Below are 18990 nucleotides of genomic sequence, written 5' to 3'. Positions count from 1 at the left end.
ATGAGGACTGAAGGATTAAATGAGTGAATTCATTGGGACAAATTGTATGCGAAAAACCGAATACAACGTGCTCGAGCGAAGGTGTCTTGGCCGAATGTATGCGAAAAACCGAACTTAATAGTTTAGGTGGTTTCCTCTTACTGATCCAATCCATATATTTAACTCTGACGCTCTACTAGCAGGAAATAGATGGATTTTATCCATTTACTGAAGGAGGCTGGAGCCCTGCGACGACAACAATTGGAAAAAGGGCACTTAATTCGTCTCCAAGAACGTCTAATAGCGAAAATGGATAGTAGCAGCTGCTGTTTATCCACTTATTTTCCTGAATTCAACAAACAAGTGAAAATTAAGATACGTTTTTCCACTTGTTTTAAATCCCACCCACAGGTGCGGCGATTATCTGCTCGTAGGGTATCGACAGAATACCTTTCATTCTCTGTACTAACTTCAAACGGCTAGGCCATCCTCCTAAGGACGGCCTAGCCGTTTCCACTTCTGCAATAAGAGCCATTTTAGTATTTCGGTTGCTTAATGAAGGGGGAAAGTACCTTCTGTGCAAAGGGACGAAGCCAAAAAGCTACAACGGTCGTTCCCGTCCATGAGCTGCGCTTATTCTGTAGATATTGATCATTAATGATATAAGTCCGGGTCGAAGCAGGGCTCCTAAGGCCCAGCCGTTCCCATTCAGCCGGATCATTGGATCCTCCAAGCCTGACCAGCATCGCCTCTTCCGCATGGTTGATCTTGACCGGGATCTGATCGAACGCTCCGGTAATCTGTGTATGAAATTCATCGATCGGGCTGCGGCTGGCGATGCTCTCCAGGTGAATGCCTTCGCGGAGATAGGAGACGAAGGCTAGATGGTCAGCCCAGCATTCATCGATATAGAATAGCCGTACCCGCTGCTCCGCAGGGCTCATCGGCTGCTCGCCCAGCAGAATGCTGAGCCGCTCTGCGTAGAGAATCCGCCGCTGGTCCTCGATCATATCCGAATAACGGTTCAGCTCGTTATGGATATCGAAGTTCTGACTCATTACAATTTGCTGAATACTTGCGATTTTACGGCCAAGCAAAGGCTCTTCAATAGCTTCCTGCTGTCTGACCGCATGGGCTGGGGTAGGGGAACTGAAGCGGCGCATCAGATCGTCTTCCAGACTGACATAGAAGACAGAAGCCCCCGGGTCGCCCTGGCGGCCGGAACGCCCGCGAAGCTGGTTGTCAATCCGTACGCTTTCGTTCACATGGGTGCCAATGACATATAAGCCGCCGAGCCGGGCGACAGCGTTTGCCTGTACCGGATCACCGCCGCCGAGCCGGATATCGACACCGCGTCCCGCCATATTCGTTGAGACCGTTACGGCGCCCAGTTCTCCGGCTCTGGCGATAATATCAGCTTCCTCAGCATCATTCTTCGCATTCAGCACCTGAGCGGGAACACCGGCAGCCGCAAGCTCCGCAGCCAGCATGTCCGATTCCTCAACGCTGGCGGTCCCGATCAGAATGGGACGGCCCTCCCTGTGAATAGAGGAGATGTCCTGCACGAGCGCCTGATATTTGGCTTCCTTGTGCGTGTAGATCCGGTGCGGGTAATCGGTCCGGATGTTCAGCCGGTTCGGCGGAATCTGTACCACCTGCAGAGCATAGATATCCTTGAATTCCATAGCGGAGGCACAGGCTGTAGCCGTCATTCCGCAGATTTCAGGATATAGGCTAATGAAGTGTTGAATAGTGATCGTACCGAGTATTTTCCCGCCTGCGGTCCATTTCAGTCCTTCCTTCGCTGTCAAAGCCGCTTGCAGCCCGTCCGGCAAATAACGGTTCTCTGCCACGCGTCCTGTATACTCTTCGATCAGCTCGATAGCACCGCCACGGACGATATAATCAATATCCTTCGTTAATAAGGTCTCCACATGCAGTGCACAATTCAGTGAGGTTAGCAGCTGACTATTCCGGCTATCATAGAGATTACCGCATCCCAGCAACTCTTCTACTTTGGCAGCACCCGCATCGTTCAGGTATACGTTCCGCTGGAATTCGTCATAATCGTAATGTTCTCCAGCCAGCAGCTGCCGGGCCAGATCCGCGTATCGCATGCCGTCGCTATGACTGACCTCAGATTCTCCGCTGATTACAAGCGGTACCCGCGCTTCATCAAGCAGCAAGGAATCGGCTTCGTCCACGATGACGTAGTGGAAAGGGCGGTGTACCGTAGCGGCTTCCGTGAGCGCAATGGTATCTCGCAAGTAATCGAACCCTGCTTCTTTTGCCGTAACATAGGTGATATCGCTCCTGTAGGCAGCCCGTTTCTCAGTCAGGCTCATGCCCGCTTGAACCGAATCCACCGATAGTCCCAGGAAGCGGTAAATGGGACCCATCCACTGCGCATCCCGCCGGGCCAGATAATCATTGAAGGTCAGCACATGAACGCCTTTGCCGGTCAGCGCATTCAGATAGGCCGGCATTACGGCTGAGAGGGTTTTGCCCTCACCGGTGTGCTGCTCGATCAGCATTCGTTCATGCAGGGCGATCCCGGCCATGATCTGGACATCATAAGGCTGTAAGCCGAGTGTTCTTGAGGCAGCCTCACAGACTAATGAATAGGCATCGACAAGCAGCTCGTCCAGAGCTATGCCGGATTGGGCAGCTTGCTGGAGCCGGAAGGACTCCTCCTGAAGCTTGGTGTCATCCCATGCCTGCAAATTCCGTGTGCGGATTTGCTCCGTTTTGTCACGATAGGCTTTAAGCATATTCCGGTTATCGTATTCTCTGAAACGCTGCACGAATTTAGCGGCTATATTCATAGACATGTTCACTCCCCATTCTCCCAACTACTAATATGAACGTCATCGGGCTACTTTACCTGTATATTATAGTCCATTACTGTTTCGGTTTACCAATGTATGGATTATAAGCTCCTGAGACAAGTATTGGCCGGATAGAAAAGGGGCGGGGAAGCGCCCTTTAGGCACTCAGCCCGCCGTCTACCGGCAGGATGACCCCGGTCACGAAGGAGGCTTGATCACTAAGTAACCAGGCCGCAGCCTGTGCGACTTCTATGGGTTCAGCCGGACGCCGGAGGGGCGTTTTGGCACTGATTTGCTCGATAATCTCAGGATTGATGGAGACCCATTGTTGAATCATATCTGTCATAGTGGTGCCGGGGGCGATGGCATTGACCCGAATGCCCGCTGGTCCGTATTCGATGGCAGCTGTTTGTGTGAGGCTGTTAACTCCGCGTTTGGAGGCGCCGTAGGCACCCAAGCCGGGATTACCCTTTAAGCTGCCGACACTGCTGGTATTGACAATTGCCCCTGATCCGGAAGTCTGCAACATTGCCGTAATCTGGGCTTTCATGCACAGCCAGACTCCTTTATAGTTTACAGACTGAATCAGGTCGAAATCCTCTTCTTTCTCATCGACCAAAGAGGAAATGGTGACTCCGATACCAGCGTTGTTGAAAGCGGCGTTAAGCCGGCCATACCGCCTTACTGTGGCGTTGACCGCTTCCCCAGCGCCACCCGCTTCGGCCAGATCGGCTGTGAAATATTCCGCCTGTCCTCCGGCTGCCGTAATCTCATCTTTGAGTGAACGCAGCTCAGATTCTGTCCGTGAGACGAGCATCACCGAGGCGCCCTGCATGGCAAAACACTTTGCTGCCGCAGCCCCGATCCCCCGTCCGGCACCCGTAATCATTACCACCTTGTCCTTCAATAATTGTCCCGAATAATTTGTCATGTTGATTCTCCTTTTCCCTAGATATATTGATATCCTTGATCACTTTGAGTATACTTTGGCTATTGTTTTGGGAGGAGAGCCTTCTTAATGGTAGGCTTACGAGTGACAGGATAAGGGGGCTGCTTAGTTGAATGATAGTGAACGCCGTTTAGCCTTAGGGAATTTTCTGCGAAAAGCAAGATCCTCAATCTCTCCGCATGATGTCGGACTGTCTGCCGGGGGCCGCCGCCGGACACAAGGTTTACGCCGCGAAGAAGTTGCTCAACTCGCCAGTATAGGTCTTTCATGGTATACGCGGCTTGAGCAGGGACGTGATATCAGTCCTTCAGTGGGTGTGCTGGAGAGTCTGGCTTCGGCCCTTAAGCTAACCCCCAATGAGCGTCGGCATCTTTTTCTACTGTCAGGAGAGTCACTACCGCCTCAAATGACTGTTGCTGAAGAGAAGATCAGCCCGTCTGTCCAGATGATGCTGGACGAATTCAATCCGAATCCTGCTTATGTAATCGGGAGGAGGTATGATTTTCTGGCCTGGAATGCTGCGGCAGAAGCCGTATTTACGATTAGCCGGCCGTCACCTCCGCATGATCACAATCTGATGTGGCGCCAGTTCACCGACCCTGTCTGGAGGGAGGGTTCAGAGGATTGGCATGATGTCTCCCAGAGAATTGTAGCCGAGTTCCAGACATCAAGAGCCCGTTATCTGGAGGATGTTACATTTAGCCATTTAATTAATGATCTTAAGAGTGTGAGCGCTGAGTTCACTAGAATGTGGCAGCATCATGATGCGCCCAGCAGCCTTGACGGTTATAAGAAGCTGTATCACCCTGAGCTTGGAGTATTGGAGTTTGAACATATTACCCTACAGTTCCCTAATGATCCAGATCAGCGGATTATGCTCTATTTGCCGGATACGGCTACGAAATCCCGTTTGGAGCGGGAGTTGATGGCAAGCAAAAGTAATTAAAAAAACAAGCGGTCTTCAGACAAGGCGGATGGCCTTCCGAAGATCGCTTGTTTATGTGCAGAGCTTTTTACAATTAGCCTTTTACCCCGCCGACAACCATCCCTTTAACGAAATACTTCTGCAGGAACGGATAGACGATGATAATCGGTACACTCGCTACAATGGTCATCGTTGCACGGATAGAGGTCGGTGTAACAGTAGCTTTATTGCCCTGCGCGTTCGCAAAGGCATCGGCTGCCGAGGAGCTGGACATCGCGGTGTTGGATGTTGACAGCATCTTCATCAGCTCGTATTGCAGCGTACTCAGGCTTGGCGTGGAGGAGTTGTACAGGAAGACGTCAAACCATGAATTCCACTGATAGACCGCTACGAACAGGGAGACGGTAGCCAGGGCGGGAACGGTCAGCGGAAGCACAATGCGCGAGAAGGTGATGAAGTCGCCTGCGCCGTCGATTTTGGCCGATTCCATCAGTCCCTCAGGCAGTGCCTCAATGAAGGAGCGGATGACGATCATATTAAATACGCCGATGATGCCCGGAATGATATAGACCCAGAAGCTGTTCAGCATGTTCAGCTCTTTGATCAGCAGGTAGCCTGGAATCAGACCGCCGCTGAAGTACATGGTGAAAATAAACGTGACGGACACAAACTTCTTCAGCTTATATTCCGGACGGCTTACCGTATAGGCCAGCATCGCTGTACAGAATACGGAGACCACAGTGCCGATTACCGTCCGTGCTGCAGAGACAAACGTTGAAAAGAAGATGTTGGATTCACTAAATACATACTCGAAGTTGCGCAGCGTCCATTCACGAGGCCAGATATAAATATCCCCGCGGACAGAGTCATTCGCTTCATTGAACGATAGAGCAAACATATTCAGGAACGGATAGAGGGTAACAATGACCAAGAGAATCATGAAGATCGTATTGCATATATCGAAGATTCGGTCACCCAACGAAGAATTCCGGTATGAATTGGTTTTGGATTTAGCCATTACTTGTGTCCTCCTTTCTAGTACAATCTACTTTCGCCCATACGCTTGGCGATATTATTGGCTGCGATCAAGAAGATGAAGCTGACCAGCGTTTTGAACATACCTGCTGCGGTGGCTAGCCCGAAGTTATTCATCTGCATCCCGTACTTCAGTACGAAGATATCCAGATTCTCCGAATAGTCGAGGTTCATCCCGTTACCTAACAGGTACTGCGCCTCGAAGCCGGACTCCAGAATATGGCCCAGATTCATAATCAGAATCAGTACGATAACCGGCTTAATACCCGGCAGGGTAATATAGAACATTCTTTGTAGACGGGATGCCCCGTCAATCTCAGCCGCTTCATATTGAGAAGGGTCGATGGAGGTGATGGCTGCCAGATAGATGATAGTATTCCAGCCGACATTCTTCCAGACTTCCGTAACCCCGAGTATTCCCCAGAAATACTTGCCTTCGCCCAGCCACAGAATTGGATGATCAATAAGCTGCATTTTGACCAGCAGCACATTGATGATCCCTTCCGGTGCCAGTGCCATTTGTACAATATTGGCCGCTACGACCCAGGAAATGAAGTAGGGCAGGTAACTGATCGTCTGCACGGTGCGTTTGAAGAATACATTGCGCAGCTCATTAAGCAGCAGTGCCAGAACAATAGCCGTTACAAAACCCAGTACCAGGTTAATAGAGCTCATAACCAGAGTATTACGAAGTACGCGATAGAACTGCTGTTCCTGGAACAGGAACTTGAAATTGTCCCAGCCGACCCACTTCTGGTCGAACAGATCCTTGGCTGGCTTGAATTTCTGGAAAGCAATCGTCCATCCCCATAGCGGGAGGTATTTGAATACAATCACCCATAACAGAAAGGGCAATGACATCAGCATCAGCATTTTCTGTTTAGATAGCTCTTTAAAAAAGGTTTTGAAGCGCGAAGTGCCGGTATTATTCGATTTTGCCAACTGCACAGCGGTTTTTCCCACCTGTACCGTCCCCTTTCCAAGCTCCATATTCTCTATTTGCTAACAAGTGTAAGTGTAGAAGGGAAAAGTGAAGGCAAGCTTCACTTTTCCCGGTTCATCATGCTGCATCTGGGAAGCGGACGCTTACCATTTGCCGTCGATGCGGTCCTTGATCTTGTTAGTCATGAATTCTTCGTAGCCCTTAGCATCGAGCTTGTTGTATTCGGCCAGGTATTCACTCCAGACCTTTTCAAATTGGCCAGGGGCAGCAAGCACCATACGAGGATAGTACTTCTGCTGCAAATCGCCGGCTCTCTGGCTGAAGAGCTGCTCAGGGGAGCCCGGTTCTTTCTCTATACTCCAGGCAGGGTACCATGGACGCTCTACCGGCTCGGCATAGAAGTCGGAGAAGGTCTTCAGGTTGTATGCCTTCAGCAGTGTTTTGTCGCCTTCTGTGTAGTTGATAGCTGCAACTTCCGGCTGGTTGAACGGAACGTGGGCGTTGCCGTCATCATACACGGAGTTGTCGCCATAACGCGGCCATTCATAATCGAAATAAGCGAAGCCAAATTTACGTTTGAAATCATTGTCGTTGCGGTTTGTCAGCTGTTCTTCGCTCATCACCATACGGCCTTCAGCGTTCTTAGTGTAAGTTTCGCCTTCAATGCCCCACTCTACAAGCTTCTGGTTCTCGTCGGTCAGCAGGTTGTCAAAATACTTGATGATGCGGACCGGATCCTTCGCGCTGACAGAGATGCCCAGCCCGCGGTTGTTCACGAAGGACGGAGGATCAACATAAGCGTCTTTAATGCCTTCGTCAAATACGATAGGAAGGGCAACGTAACGCAGGTCGTCATTACCGGCGGATCTCAGGTTGTTAGTGGCGTCGTTGATCTGCCAGGAATAGTTGACATATCCGAGCACACGGCCGGAGGTCAGCTTCGCCAGATACTGGTCTTTGTTCGCTGTGAACGTCTCTGGGTCAACCAGACCCTTACCGTTCATTTCGTTCAATTTGGCCAGCCAGCGCTTTTCATCTTCGGTTCCCTGATACAGCTTGGCTTCATGAGACTCCATGTCCACCAGGACGCCGCCTTCATTCGGATAACCGGCCAGATGCATTGGCTGGTTGGTGATGGTGAAGAATTCACCGGCTGTACCGGCGAAGGTGGCGAAGCCGATGGTGTCTTTACCATCCACCTTAGGGTACTTGGCCTGGTATTTCTCAATCAGGTCAAAGTACTGGTCAAGCGTTTTCACTTCCGGGTAACCGAATTCCTTAAGGACGCGTCTCTGCATCCAGAAGGTGCTGCTAGGATCCGGGGGCGACAAGTATCCGTTTACATTTGCAGTGAAGGGAAGGATATAGATGTTGCCGTCTTCATTGGTGATCTTGTTCATATAATCGCCGTAGACACGCTTGATATTAGGGCCATACTTCTCAATCAGATCATTGAGCGGAATGTATGCACCGGCATCGAGCAGCTTGGCCAGCTCGCCGACTGGAGAGATGACATCCGGATAGTCCCCTCCGGCAATCATAACACCGGACTTGGTGCTTCCATCGCCAACTACGTATTCCATTTTCCAGTCTACACCTGTCTGTTCCTGAAGCTTCTTACCGATGGTAGTATCACTGGCCATGGTATCCTTGTTGGCACCGAAGCCGAAGTAAGTGAACGTTACCGGCTCAGTGCTTACCTCGCCGTCGTTGCCGCTGGCACTGTTCTTGTTCCCGTTGTTACCGCCCGAGCAGCCGGCAATGAGGAGGGCTGAAGCCATAACAGCAGCCAGTCCGGTTTGCAACCATTTCTTTGTACGCATTTCATATCCCCTTTCTTTACTTTGTGCTATTGAACAACCTCATTATAAAAGAAAGCGTTTAACTTTGTTACAGGGCAAACCTTAGATCAGTCTTTGAATAATTAAGGTATACCCTATATTTATTTGTTCTCCAGAGGCAGACGCAGCAAAATGCGGGTTCCCGCTCCGGGCTCGCTCGTGATGGAGAAGGTGAACGATTCCCCGTAGGTGATCCTCAGCCGGGTGATTACATTCTTCATCCCGATTGAATCACCCATGGCAGACTCATCCTCCAGGTAATGCATAAGCTCACTGATTTTCGCCTGGTCCATGCCCACGCCGTTATCTGCAATGACGAAGACAATCTGCCCGTTCTCCTGGGCGATCTGGATGTTGATATACCCGATGCCCGCTATATTCTCAATCCCGTGAATACTGGCGTTCTCCACATACGGAAGGAAGGCCATCTTCGGAATTTCAATGTTCAGCAGCGACTGGTCCACCTCGATGTGATATTCAAGCTTGTTGTCGAAGCGGTATTTCTGAATCTCCAGGAAGCTCTCGATTAATTCAAGCTCCTCGCGGATCGTAACGAAGCTGCTCTTCCACATGATTGATTTGCGGAAAATCTTCGCCATGTTCTGAATCGTCCGGGCCGTCTGGGTCTCGCCCTTCATCATACTGCGCATCCGGATCGTCTCCAGCGCATTGAACAGGAAGTGAGGGTTGATCTGGCTGTGCAGCGCATGCAGCTGAGCCTGCCGCTGCCGCAGCTCAAGCTCCTTCTTCTGTATTTCTGCAACATATACATCATTGATCAGGTTCTCGATGCGTTTACTCATCCGGTTGAACTCGACGGTAAGCTCACCGATCTCATCCCGCTCCAGGTGGTAGGGGATCAGTCCGAAATTTTTGTCTTTTACAGACTTCATATGCTTCAGAATGTTCTTAATACGAGTGTGGATAGAACGGGACATGATCATAATTACGATGGTGGGAACCAGGAAGTTAATGCCGGCAAACCACAGGATGAATTGGCCCGATTGTCTCACATCCGACAGAATGAGCGCTTCATCCAGCACGCCATAGATGGACCATCCGCTTAAATAACGGTTATTCTGATAGGTTTTGTCGATCACGATGGCCTGCTTCGGCTTGGGAATCTCATTCGGAGTAAGGACCTGTCCTGATGTAACCAGCTTGCTGGGCTGACCGCTGGAGAGACGGCCGAAGCGGGCCTGGCCCGACGGGTCGAGAATATAGAAATCACCGCTGAAGCTGGAAAGATCCAGAATCTGCCGGATATAGTTCATGTTCAGGTCAATTTTCAGGACATGCTCATACGTCTCCAGCCTGCGGTCAGTGAGCCGCTGGATCACGCTGATGCTGTCGGGCGTTACATAGAGATGGGGGTGTGTGTTGCTGAATTGGCTGATCTCTTTATACCAGTCCTGCTGGCGCATACTGTCCTCCAGCTTAATGATATGGGCTGAGGCCAGAACGGTTGGATTGTCGGTCATAATCACCGAGGAGCTCAGCACCTTGTTCTCTTTGTCAGTCCGGTTGAACAGATTCGATATGGCGTTCAGCGACTCCACATAGCGGTCCGTTGAAGCATAGGTGGTATTCAGATGCTGGATCAGCTGCCGGTCAATGGAGTAGAGGTAGGATATGCCTGCTGCATCTTCAATTACGGTCCTCAGCTCAGCCTGCAGCAGATTCATCGCCTGCTCGGCATCTGCGGTCTTCTGATTCTTGATATTGGCGGTGGTCACCTGATAGAACATTACATTGGTCAGGATGATCGGAATGAACACGCATACAATGTAGATGACAATCAGCTTGCTTCTAAGCTTCATATGATTCAGACGGAAGTTGAACACGGCAGGGAGCCTCCTTATTTACTGCCCAATCATCATATTGCGATAATCAGTCGGCGTCATATTCTCAAGCTTTTCAAACTGGGTGGCAAAATAATCCGCATTCTGGAAGCCGACCAGCTCCGCGATTTCGTACATCCGTTTCTTGGTCTGCCGCAGCAGGCGCTTGGCCTCCTCAATCCGCAGGGTCAGCAGGTATTCATTGAAATACACACCGTAGGTTTTGCGGAATAACTGTCCAAGATAGACCGGATTCATATCGAAATCGGCGGCAATACCCTTGAGGTAGATATTTTCACGGTAATGCCCGTCGATGTATTTTTTGATTTTTTCAATATTGCCTTCGCTCTTGCCGCCGCGCTTCTCTGCGATATATTCTGCGGCTTCGGCGATAAACTGCTGGAATACCTGCTTCAGCTGCTTCAAATTACGGTATTTCAGCGGCCAGTTGAGCAGCTCGGTCATCCATTGCAGTTCGTTCTCGTCACCTTCAAGCTGCCGGATAATGTTGATGATGGCAATCATGCTGCGCCGGATCGTGTTCGTCACCGCCCCGGGGGCGAAGTGGCGCTCCTGGAACATGGTGAAAATAGCATCCACAGTTGAGCTGTAACCCTTGTTGTCATTGGCTTCGACCTCGTAAGTCAGCTTGCTGTGCAATCCTTCATCGATATCGAAATAGTATAAGGGCAGCTCCAGCAGCTCGTCCGCCATATAAATGCCCTCGAAGCCGGCGGCAAAACGGTACTGGAGGCATTGCTCCGCACTGGCCCCGGAGGCTACAATCTGATTGAGATGGCTTACCTTCCGGCCAACGAACAAAGCGATGCTTGTTCCAAGCTCCCGCTCCAGTGTATCCAGCATCGTCCGGTAGCCTCCCCACGGGGAAGGATGGGGTTCATCCACCCACTGGCCGGGCAAGATCATCCCGTATTGATTGTTCGTGCGTACATGAAGAAGCAGAGTCTGAGCCTCTTGGCGGAAATAACGCAGCAGAGAGTTCTTCAGGGCAGGCAGATAATCGACTTCTCCGGCAGGAAGCTGATCCTGCATTTCTGCGATGAGATACGTATAGGAAGAGGTGAGAGGCAGCTCCAGCGCATAGGCGATCCGTCCCATGACCTGATCATCGGGCTGCGTCTGCAGCAGGCTTTCGATGACCGTCTCGACCAAGGGCTTCTCCCGGGTGATGGAGAGGAGCTGCTTTTTGTTCAGCATATGGGCGATTTTGCCAAGCGCAACCGTAAGCTCCTGTTCGTCAACCGGCTTGAGGATATAATCCGACACATTGTACCGGAAGGCTTGCTGGGCATAGGAGAAGTCGGCATATCCGCTCAAAATAATAAAAATCGGCTCCTGCACAAGCTCCGTCTTCACTTTCTTGATCAGTCCCAGCCCGTCCAGCACGGGCATACGGATATCGGCAATTACCAGCTCCGGGTTCAATTGTTCAATCAGGGTAAGCGCTTGCTCCCCATTCTCGGCTTCACCGCAAATCTCGAATTGCGGCGAGCATTCGCTCAGAATCCGGATCAAGCCCTTCCGCACAAAAACTTCATCATCTACAATCAGCACCTTATACAATGGACTTCCTCCTTGGGGTTATTCTGGATTGCTTGGTCTTGTTCCATCCTCGGTCAAGTCGCAGTGTGATCATTATAAGCTAATTCCCTGACAGAATTCGAGTGGAAACGACTTTTTATTCTAGCACCTGCTGGAAAATCCTTTCAACACGAAGAGCCTGCATCGTTAGACACAGGCTCTCCGGTATTGTATTTTCCGCTTAATCTCCGGACTTATTTGTCATTCAGCCGGAGATGCGGGGGCAGCGGATGCACATGCTGTACCAGATCAGCAGCCCGGGTCTGTACATTCGCCAGTTCAGCTGAATATTCATCCGTCCACAGGTCTCCTCTGGCCAGGCGTTCTTTCAAATCCTGGGTCAGGGCAGCGGCGACCAGATCCATCAGCTTCTGCGTACTGGTTGCGCTTGTGCCTGCCAGTTCGGCAAGGGATTGTCCGCTGCCGAGACCGGAGGCAAGCTGACTGGTGCTGATTCCCAGCAGTCCGGCGAGTTCCGAGCGGTCAAGACTTTCCAGCCCAGGCCCGAGCGGCAGCAATTCAGCCGTATCTGCCGGTGCTGAACCGGGCACCGGCGGCTTCGGCCGGGTCTGGTTCAGCAGGGACGCCGCACGCTTGGAGACTTCACTGAGGCGGCTCTTATACACGCTCTCGGTGATACGTCCATCCTTATATTCCTGGCTGAGTCTGGCCTCTATTGCATTTGCGGCGAGCTGGAGCAGCTTCTGAGAGTCCACGTTCTTCTGCTTGGCAATTGCGCTAAGCGAGCTTCCCGATTCAAGCGCTGTGCGCAGCCCGCTGGCCGACAGGCCAAGCGTGGCCAGCAGGTCGCTGGTCTCGATGCCGCCGAGACCGGGACCGCCTAAGCCGGGGCCGCCGGGTGGTCCGGCTGGCGGGCTAAGCTGCTCTGTACCGGCAGGCGGAAGGCCAGCTTCAGGAGCCGGAAGCAGCAGGGCTGGACTCGAAACGCTAGTAGCCGATGGGGAAGAGGCGGCGAAGGCGCTCAGCCCGCTAGTACTTAGGATGAGTGCTGCCGTCAAGGTGCCTGCAAGCAGCTTGCTTGCTTTTGGAGTGAATAGATTACGTGGTGAAGTCATCGTAGAATCATCCTTTCCCGCTAGGGGTAATGTATGGCTTGCGACTTACTCTATACTCCCAGTGTGAAAATACGGAGAAAGGGCAACTGCATTGTTTTCACCAGATTTTCACTGGAATGTGGTATCTTGATATATTGACAAATGTACAGGACACAAGCACCTGATGAGAGGAAGGGGAGGCCCCATGAAGATCTTGCTCGCGGAAGACGATACCCGGCTGGGTGAACTGATCGTACATATGATTAAGAAGAAAGCGGCATACACCGTTGAATGGGTCACTTCCGGGGATGAGGCCTATGATCTCGCCAGTGTCTCCGGCTATGATGTGCTGGTGCTGGACTGGATGCTGCCGGAGCGGGATGGCCGGGAGGTGTGCCGTCAGCTGCGTCAGGATGGATATCCCGGGGCTATCCTGATGCTGACGGCCAGGGATTCGCTGGAAGACCGGATTCGCGGACTCGATGCGGGTGCGGATGATTATCTGGTGAAGCCGTTCGAAATTGATGAATTGCTGGCCCGGCTCCGGGCCTTGGGCCGACGGACCTTCCTCCCGCTGGAGAATGACACATGCCGGATCGGAGAGCTGGTGCTGGACCGGAACAGCCACCGGATTGCGGCAGGGATGCAGGAAGTTCAGCTTACGCCCAGAGAGTATCAGCTCCTGGATCTGCTCCTGAAGAACCAGGGCACGGTGCTTGCCCGCGAGGTGATCCTGGACCGGATCTGGGGGATGGAATCTGAGGTTACGCTCAAGACCATCGATGCCACGGTCAAGCTGCTCCGTAAGAAGCTGGCACTCTTGGACGGAGAACAGCAGCACATTCACAGCATCCGGGGAGTGGGGTATAGCTTTGAAATTTAATGTTTTTCGTTCCGGGGCCAGCCGCTCCGGCAATGACTTGTTCGCACGCACCCAAAAGCGCCTTACCTGGCGGTACAGTGCGGTGATGAGCGTATTTCTGCTATTGTCCTTCCTGATCATCTATCTGCTTCTGCATCTTCTGATCTGGAATAACCAGAAGGAGCGGCTTAATTCTCTGCTGGATGCCGAGGTGAAGCAGCTGCAAGGACCTATGTTCGATGAACTGCTGCAAGGGAAGGACCATGGGCCGGGGAATCAGGAATTTACGCTCAGTGCGGATCAGTCATTCTACGTGATCTTGAATACGGAGGGCGGTCTGCTGGGCAGTGGCGAGATTCAGCCGGGACTGAAGGAGCAGGTGCTGAAGCTAGCGGATTCCGGGGCGGCCAAGACAGCGGAGGGACTTGCGGTAGTGGAGCTGGAGCAGGGGCCAGGCCTGCTGCATAAGGGGAATGATCCCAAGGACAGCCCGCAGGCTGCTTATCTGCTTGGCAGCCGGGTCTTCGAGCGTAAGGGGCAGCCTGCGGGCATCCTGTATGCCGGCAAAGATGTTACCTTCCAGCAGCAGTTATTCCGCTGGCTTCTCGGCGTATTGGCTGCCATCGCAGCGGCATTCATCCTGCTGGCCGCCGTCTTCAGCCGGGTGATGTCGCGGCAGGCGATGGTGCCGGTCCGCGAGGCGTATGACCGGCAGAAGCACTTCGCGGCGGACGCCTCGCATGAGCTCCGCACGCCGCTGAGCGTGATGCTGTCCTCCATCGAGACGCTGAAGCTGGAGGACAGCATCAATGAACAGGCGTTCACCCGTCATGTGGTGGACGGGATGTATTCGGAGGTCCAGCGGATGACCGCGCTGACCCGTGACCTGCTCCTGCTGGCCCGCAGTGATGCCGGGCTGCTGGAGCAGGTCCTCCGGCGCTTCGACCTCGCGCCGGTCCTGGCCCTTACGCTCTCCGGCCTGGGCGTGCTGGCCGAAGCGAAGCAGATCCGGCTTACCCTCGAAGCTCCGGCGGAGCTTCCGGTGAAGCAGGATCAGGAGAAGCTGGTGCAGCTCATGGTCATTCTGCTGGAGAATGCCATCAAGTTCACACCCGCAGGCGGCCGCGTCATTCTGCGGGCTGCGCTCATTCAGAAGAACAGCAGCACGTGGCTGGCGCTGGAGGTGCAGGATACAGGCGTGGGTATTCCTGCGGAAGACCTGAGCCGGATCTTTGAGCGCTTCTACCGCCCTGACCAGTCGCGTTCGCGGGAGGCCGGGGGCCACGGGCTGGGGCTTGCCATTGCCAAGGAGCTGGTAGACACGCTTGGCGGCAGCATACGGGCTGAGAACTGCCCTGGCGGGGGCAGCGTGTTCCGTGTGGAGCTGCGGAGCTGAAGCGGTAGTACGGACACGAACAGAATGTATGCGGAAAACCAAACACATATTGACTTGTAGGCGAATTCTGCTTCTATCTTGCCGTATATGGGAGCATCTGTCCGAACATCTGCGAACCTGCCTGCTGAGTCAGCCTCTTCTACGCTGAGCGCAGCTCACCCGATGTAAGTCCGGATGCTCCGCATTGGGTGAGCCGGGTCTTTCCCGTATAATAGTAGACGTTACGCCGGATGTGACATCAGAGCTTCACCCTGGCGTATGAACTCTAGCTTCAGGAAGGGAATGAAGAAACGTTGACTTATACGAAACTGTTGGAACGAAGAGGCGAAATTCTCAAGCGAACCGTGGAAACCTGGATCATGAAAGAGAATCGTGACGGACTGGACCGTCAAGAAGCCCATATCTACAGGAATATGGTCAAAGAGCTTCATCAGAACGAGCAGGAACTGAATGTGGCACGTGTGGAGGAACTGGATAAGAGCCCGGATTCGGACACAGAAGGAGCAGCTTCAACAGCTTCAGTCCAGAGAGAGCTTATATCGCAGGGTGTGTGAAGCCGTTAGCCGATGAAGCTGCCTTACTAAATAACATGACAATGGAATAAGCCGCCCGGCATTCGCGTTAGCGAAGCGGGCGGCTTTTGGCCGTTTTATAATATTATTCGTAATTTTACAGCCTAACAACCCGCCGATATACCAGGCAATCCAGCAGATCCTCCCATTCCAGCTCGCTCTCATAAGGATCGCGGAAAGCGGTGGCAGTTGGGAGATACCCCAGAGCAACACCCTGGCCGCCGTGCAGATTGCAGCCGCCGTCGCCGCCTTTGCCAGTTATGCCGTCCGGCGTGAGGACCAGCTCCTTTTTGTAAGGATCGCCGGGGAAGCATAGGCCGAACGCATTCGGCAGCTCCAGCGGATACGGGTCCTCAGCATTAGCCTCACTTGAATCGGACACATGTCTGAGCCGCATGGTTTCGTCAATCTTGTCGCCCCACGGGAACAGCGTTGGTGCACCTGCGCCGTACAGATACTCCCATTCGTCCTCAGTCGGCAGGGTGAAGCCCTCCGGCAGCTCCGACTCGCACCATTCTTCGAACGTTTCGCTGTCATCGAACAAGTACACAACAACCCGGTCACCGTCCCGTTCCAGCCGGAAATACTGGGAATATTCATAGCTGGTATGCGGCCCCTGGCGGAACTCTTCGATAGCTTCGAGCACATCCTCATCTTCTTCCGGGTCCAGCCGGTCCAGCGGACATTCGTACCAGCCTGCCGAAGCAGGCTGGCGCTGCACGAGCAATGGCCCGATCACAGCCTCGCGGACGGGAGACATCTCTGCATACATATGTACCTCTGAGCGGCCCAGGGTCACCGTGTCGCCCGGCACGTACACATATTCACTGCCCTCGTACAAGAAGACACCTGTTTCCAAGGACTGTCTGTAACGTTCGAATCTCTCTAACCGCAGCCACTTGAAGCCAGCGGGCAGCTGCTTAAGCACTTCCTGCATCGCGTGCCTTTTCTCATCAACCGTTAATTGCCCCCATGCGGCACGTTTCCATGCTTCCATGTCATACTCTCCTCCCGGGAATTGGCATTGTCAGCCTGTTTACTGTCATTGTAATGGACAGCCCGAGTTACTGGCAAACCAGCCGGGAAGGCTGCTGGAGCTTGAGGAGGTGGTCTAAAATCTCCGTGCGGTTTATCATTCGCCCTTGATCCAGCAAAAACTATTTCTTTCCCAACAAACTGTCTACAACAAATTGGAGCTGGGCTTCCAGGGAGATCGGGTCGCTGAACACGAAGCCGCGGCTATTCTCGCGGTAGACATGATTATTCTTAACAGCGGGGAGGCTGTCCCAGATGTTACCCTCGAAGATCCACGCGGCATTCTCTTCGCCTGTCCATCCGCTGATAAAGATATAGTCCCCGGCATATTCCGGCAACAGCTCAAGGGATAGCTTGGCCCAGCCCTGGCCGCTGTCTATAGCTTCCTTCTGGATAATCGGCGGAGCCTTCAGCCCGAACTCGCCGTAGATAATGTCACCGCCCCGGCCAAAGCTGCCGTAAGCATAGAATTCCTTGGCACTTCCTGCGTCAAAAATGGATATCGTGCGCTCACCCACAGCCTGCTTCACAAGCGGTTTGTATTTGGCGATTTGGGCATCCCATGCCTCAATCCAGGCTTTGGCCTGTTCTTCCCGGCCGGTCATTGTCCCGAAGTCCATCAATTGCTCCCGAAAAGGAATTCCGTAATCTACAGCGACGGTAGGCGCAATTTGGGTCAGCTTTTCGATCGCTGCGGGGTCATTCCACACCACAATAAGATCCGGCTGCAGCTCAATAATCTGTTCATAGGGGATGTCATTCCCGAGGTTGACCACGTCGTCCAGCTTACCTTCTGTATAGTTGTTGAAGGACTCATCTCCGGTCGCGACAGGCTTCAGCCCTAGTGCCAGGAGATGTCCGGTGAAGGCTCCGGCTACCATAACGATTCTTTGCGGATTTTTGGGAATCTGTATATCACCGTTAACAGCTTTGAAAGTTATGGTCTCTGAACTGCCGTTTGTATTCTTTGCTGCTGCATTGGCGGTGTTGCTGCTAGTGCTTACCTTCGGGCCTGGCTCTGTAACATTGCTTGCTCCGCCATTCGTATTCGCTGGTCTTGCGCAGGCGCTTAGCAGGAGCGTCAGGCAGAGCAACAAAGTAACTCCTACTGGTAATTTGCTCTTGTACATCGGTAAATCTCCTTTTCCACTGTATTGATAATGATTATCATCTCTGTTACCAATATAGTGACGAAGCCTGCGCGGAGCAATGGACGATTGAAGCCTAATGATAGGACGATAGGAACCGTTCGCCTGGCGCAGTGAAGCATTTCTGAGCTCTCCGGGAGTGACGCCGGCCGTCTTTTTGAATAATCGGATGAAATAGGATACATCGGTGTACCCGATGCTGCGTGCAATTTCCTGCATTGACAGGTCGGTCTTCTGCAGCAAGTCTCCCGCCTGATTCATCCGGATGCGGATCAAGTAATCAATCATGCTTGTCCCGGTCTCGCGCCGGAAATACTTGGACAAGTAAGGTACACTATAGTTGAAAATACGTGCCAGCGAATCCCGCGTGATTGGTTCGGCATAATGCTGCCCTATGTAACGGATGATCTGGGAGATCAGATCCGGCCTTACAGGGCTGACCCGCTGCTCATCCATCTGCTGAAGCAGCTCGTAGACAAACTGGTAGAATAAAGTTTTGGCATGCAGCCGTTCCAGCCGTTCCTCCACAAGCCATTCGTCCAGCATCCGCTCAGCCAACTGATAGAGAATTGCCGGATGGAGCGGAATGAATCCGTACTGCAAAGAGAAGGGGAGATCTATGTCCGTCCTCCCCAGTGAATATCGCCTCCCGGACGGCGGCAAGCTGGCCTTATATAGAATAAGATAGTACTGAAAGGAATGGTCAGTAAGACGGATATCGAGATAAGCGCCCTTGCCCCCATGAAGCAGATAGTAAGGCTTGGCAGTATGCTCAGCGTCGTCCAAGGTTACAGATGCACTGCCATGTGTAACGTAAAGATAGGCGCTGGAAGGAAGCAAGTACGGTCTGACGTCATCTCCGTTCTGTATGTGTATATGCCTGATATCCATAATTTGAAATACTGCCTGATTCCAGATCCGGATGTGCTCATGTATATTTATAGTCTCGTCCAATGAGGATTCCCTCCTTTCCACGGAC

Annotated in this window: 14 protein-coding genes; 4 read left to right on the top strand and 10 right to left on the bottom strand. The window is 52.5% G+C overall.

Annotated features, from left to right (window positions below; all coding sequences use genetic code 11):
* Positions 1-515: 515 nt before the first annotated feature.
* Together C173_RS23095 and C173_RS23090 are read right to left on the bottom strand one after the other, a co-directional pair.
* Entirely contained in the window at positions 516-2804 is a 2289-nt protein-coding gene (locus C173_RS23095) for a preprotein translocase subunit SecA (protein ID WP_036729018.1), read from the bottom strand.
* A gap of 160 nt (positions 2805-2964) precedes the next feature.
* The gene (locus C173_RS23090) at positions 2965-3738 is read right to left on the bottom strand and encodes an SDR family NAD(P)-dependent oxidoreductase (protein ID WP_036729015.1); all 774 of its coding nucleotides are present in this window, start codon (positions 3736-3738) and stop codon (positions 2965-2967) included.
* A gap of 127 nt (positions 3739-3865) precedes the next feature.
* Between C173_RS23090 and C173_RS23085 the strand changes: the two genes are divergently transcribed.
* Complete coding sequence (locus C173_RS23085) at positions 3866-4702, top strand: helix-turn-helix transcriptional regulator (RefSeq protein ID WP_036729013.1); 837 nt, start codon at positions 3866-3868, stop codon at positions 4700-4702.
* Positions 4703-4775: 73 nt separating this feature from the next.
* Here C173_RS23085 and C173_RS23080 read toward each other — a convergent pair whose 3' ends face one another.
* From C173_RS23080 to C173_RS23055, 6 genes are all read right to left on the bottom strand, one after another.
* Positions 4776-5699: a carbohydrate ABC transporter permease gene (locus tag C173_RS23080; RefSeq protein WP_036729010.1), complete on the bottom strand. Its 924-nt coding sequence runs from the start codon at positions 5697-5699 to the stop codon at positions 4776-4778.
* A gap of 17 nt (positions 5700-5716) precedes the next feature.
* Positions 5717-6679, bottom strand: coding sequence for an ABC transporter permease (locus C173_RS23075; protein ID WP_051478310.1), 963 nt, complete (start codon positions 6677-6679; stop codon positions 5717-5719).
* Positions 6680-6802: 123 nt separating this feature from the next.
* Complete coding sequence (locus C173_RS23070; protein WP_036729007.1) at positions 6803-8482, bottom strand: ABC transporter substrate-binding protein; 1680 nt, start codon at positions 8480-8482, stop codon at positions 6803-6805.
* 119 nt (positions 8483-8601) lie between these two features.
* On the bottom strand, positions 8602-10344 hold the full coding sequence (locus C173_RS23065) for a sensor histidine kinase (protein ID WP_051478309.1): 1743 nt from the start codon (positions 10342-10344) through the stop codon (positions 8602-8604).
* An 18-nt stretch (positions 10345-10362) separates the two neighbouring features.
* Positions 10363-11916 carry a response regulator transcription factor gene (locus C173_RS23060; protein ID WP_235192015.1) on the bottom strand — a complete coding sequence of 518 codons (1554 nt, stop codon included), beginning with the start codon at positions 11914-11916 and terminating at the stop codon, positions 10363-10365.
* Positions 11917-12137: 221 nt separating this feature from the next.
* Entirely contained in the window at positions 12138-13019 is an 882-nt protein-coding gene (locus C173_RS23055) for a hypothetical protein (protein ID WP_036729002.1), read from the bottom strand.
* A 184-nt stretch (positions 13020-13203) separates the two neighbouring features.
* Here C173_RS23055 and C173_RS23050 point away from each other — a divergent pair, with 184 nt between their 5' ends.
* From C173_RS23050 to C173_RS23040, 3 genes are all read left to right on the top strand, one after another.
* On the top strand, positions 13204-13881 hold the full coding sequence (locus C173_RS23050; RefSeq protein WP_036728999.1) for a response regulator transcription factor: 678 nt from the start codon (positions 13204-13206) through the stop codon (positions 13879-13881).
* Complete coding sequence (locus C173_RS23045) at positions 13871-15256, top strand: sensor histidine kinase (protein WP_051478308.1); 1386 nt, start codon at positions 13871-13873, stop codon at positions 15254-15256. The genes C173_RS23050 and C173_RS23045 overlap by 11 nt, the downstream gene beginning before the upstream one ends.
* Before the next feature lie 311 nt (positions 15257-15567).
* A complete protein-coding gene (locus tag C173_RS23040) occupies positions 15568-15810 on the top strand; it encodes a hypothetical protein (protein WP_235191992.1) in 243 nt (80 codons plus the stop codon).
* Positions 15811-15925: 115 nt separating this feature from the next.
* On the opposite strand, the gene C173_RS23035 is transcribed toward C173_RS23040, so the two are convergent.
* Together C173_RS23035 and C173_RS23030 are read right to left on the bottom strand one after the other, a co-directional pair.
* Positions 15926-16825, bottom strand: coding sequence for an SUMF1/EgtB/PvdO family nonheme iron enzyme (locus C173_RS23035; RefSeq protein ID WP_051478307.1), 900 nt, complete (start codon positions 16823-16825; stop codon positions 15926-15928).
* A gap of 160 nt (positions 16826-16985) precedes the next feature.
* Positions 16986-18965 (bottom strand): AraC family transcriptional regulator, encoded by a 1980-nt coding sequence (locus tag C173_RS23030; RefSeq protein ID WP_051478305.1) that lies wholly within the window; start codon positions 18963-18965, stop codon positions 16986-16988.
* Positions 18966-18990: the final 25 nt, after the last annotated feature.

Origin of the sequence: Paenibacillus sp. FSL R7-277 (genome assembly GCF_000517965.1) — a bacterium.
Lineage (GTDB): Bacteria > Bacillota > Bacilli > Paenibacillales > Paenibacillaceae > Paenibacillus_AQ > Paenibacillus_AQ silagei.
The sequence above is the reverse complement of the archived record's forward strand: the minus strand, read 5'-3'. Positions and strand labels throughout refer to the sequence as shown.

What these genes read in the sequence shown, in the direction of transcription:
- C173_RS23095 (WP_036729018.1), bottom strand. Translation starts at nt 2,804, where the DNA reads ATGAATATAGCCGCTAAATTCGTGCAGCGTTTCAGAGAATACGATAAC.
- C173_RS23055 (WP_036729002.1), bottom strand. Translation starts at nt 13,019, where the DNA reads ATGACTTCACCACGTAATCTATTCACTCCAAAAGCAAGCAAGCTGCTT.
- C173_RS23050 (WP_036728999.1), top strand. Translation starts at nt 13,204, where the DNA reads ATGAAGATCTTGCTCGCGGAAGACGATACCCGGCTGGGTGAACTGATC.
- C173_RS23035 (WP_051478307.1), bottom strand. Translation starts at nt 16,825, where the DNA reads ATGGAAGCATGGAAACGTGCCGCATGGGGGCAATTAACGGTTGATGAG.
- C173_RS23090 (WP_036729015.1), bottom strand. Translation starts at nt 3,738, where the DNA reads ATGACAAATTATTCGGGACAATTATTGAAGGACAAGGTGGTAATGATT.
- C173_RS23070 (WP_036729007.1), bottom strand. Translation starts at nt 8,482, where the DNA reads ATGCGTACAAAGAAATGGTTGCAAACCGGACTGGCTGCTGTTATGGCT.
- C173_RS23080 (WP_036729010.1), bottom strand. Translation starts at nt 5,699, where the DNA reads ATGGCTAAATCCAAAACCAATTCATACCGGAATTCTTCGTTGGGTGAC.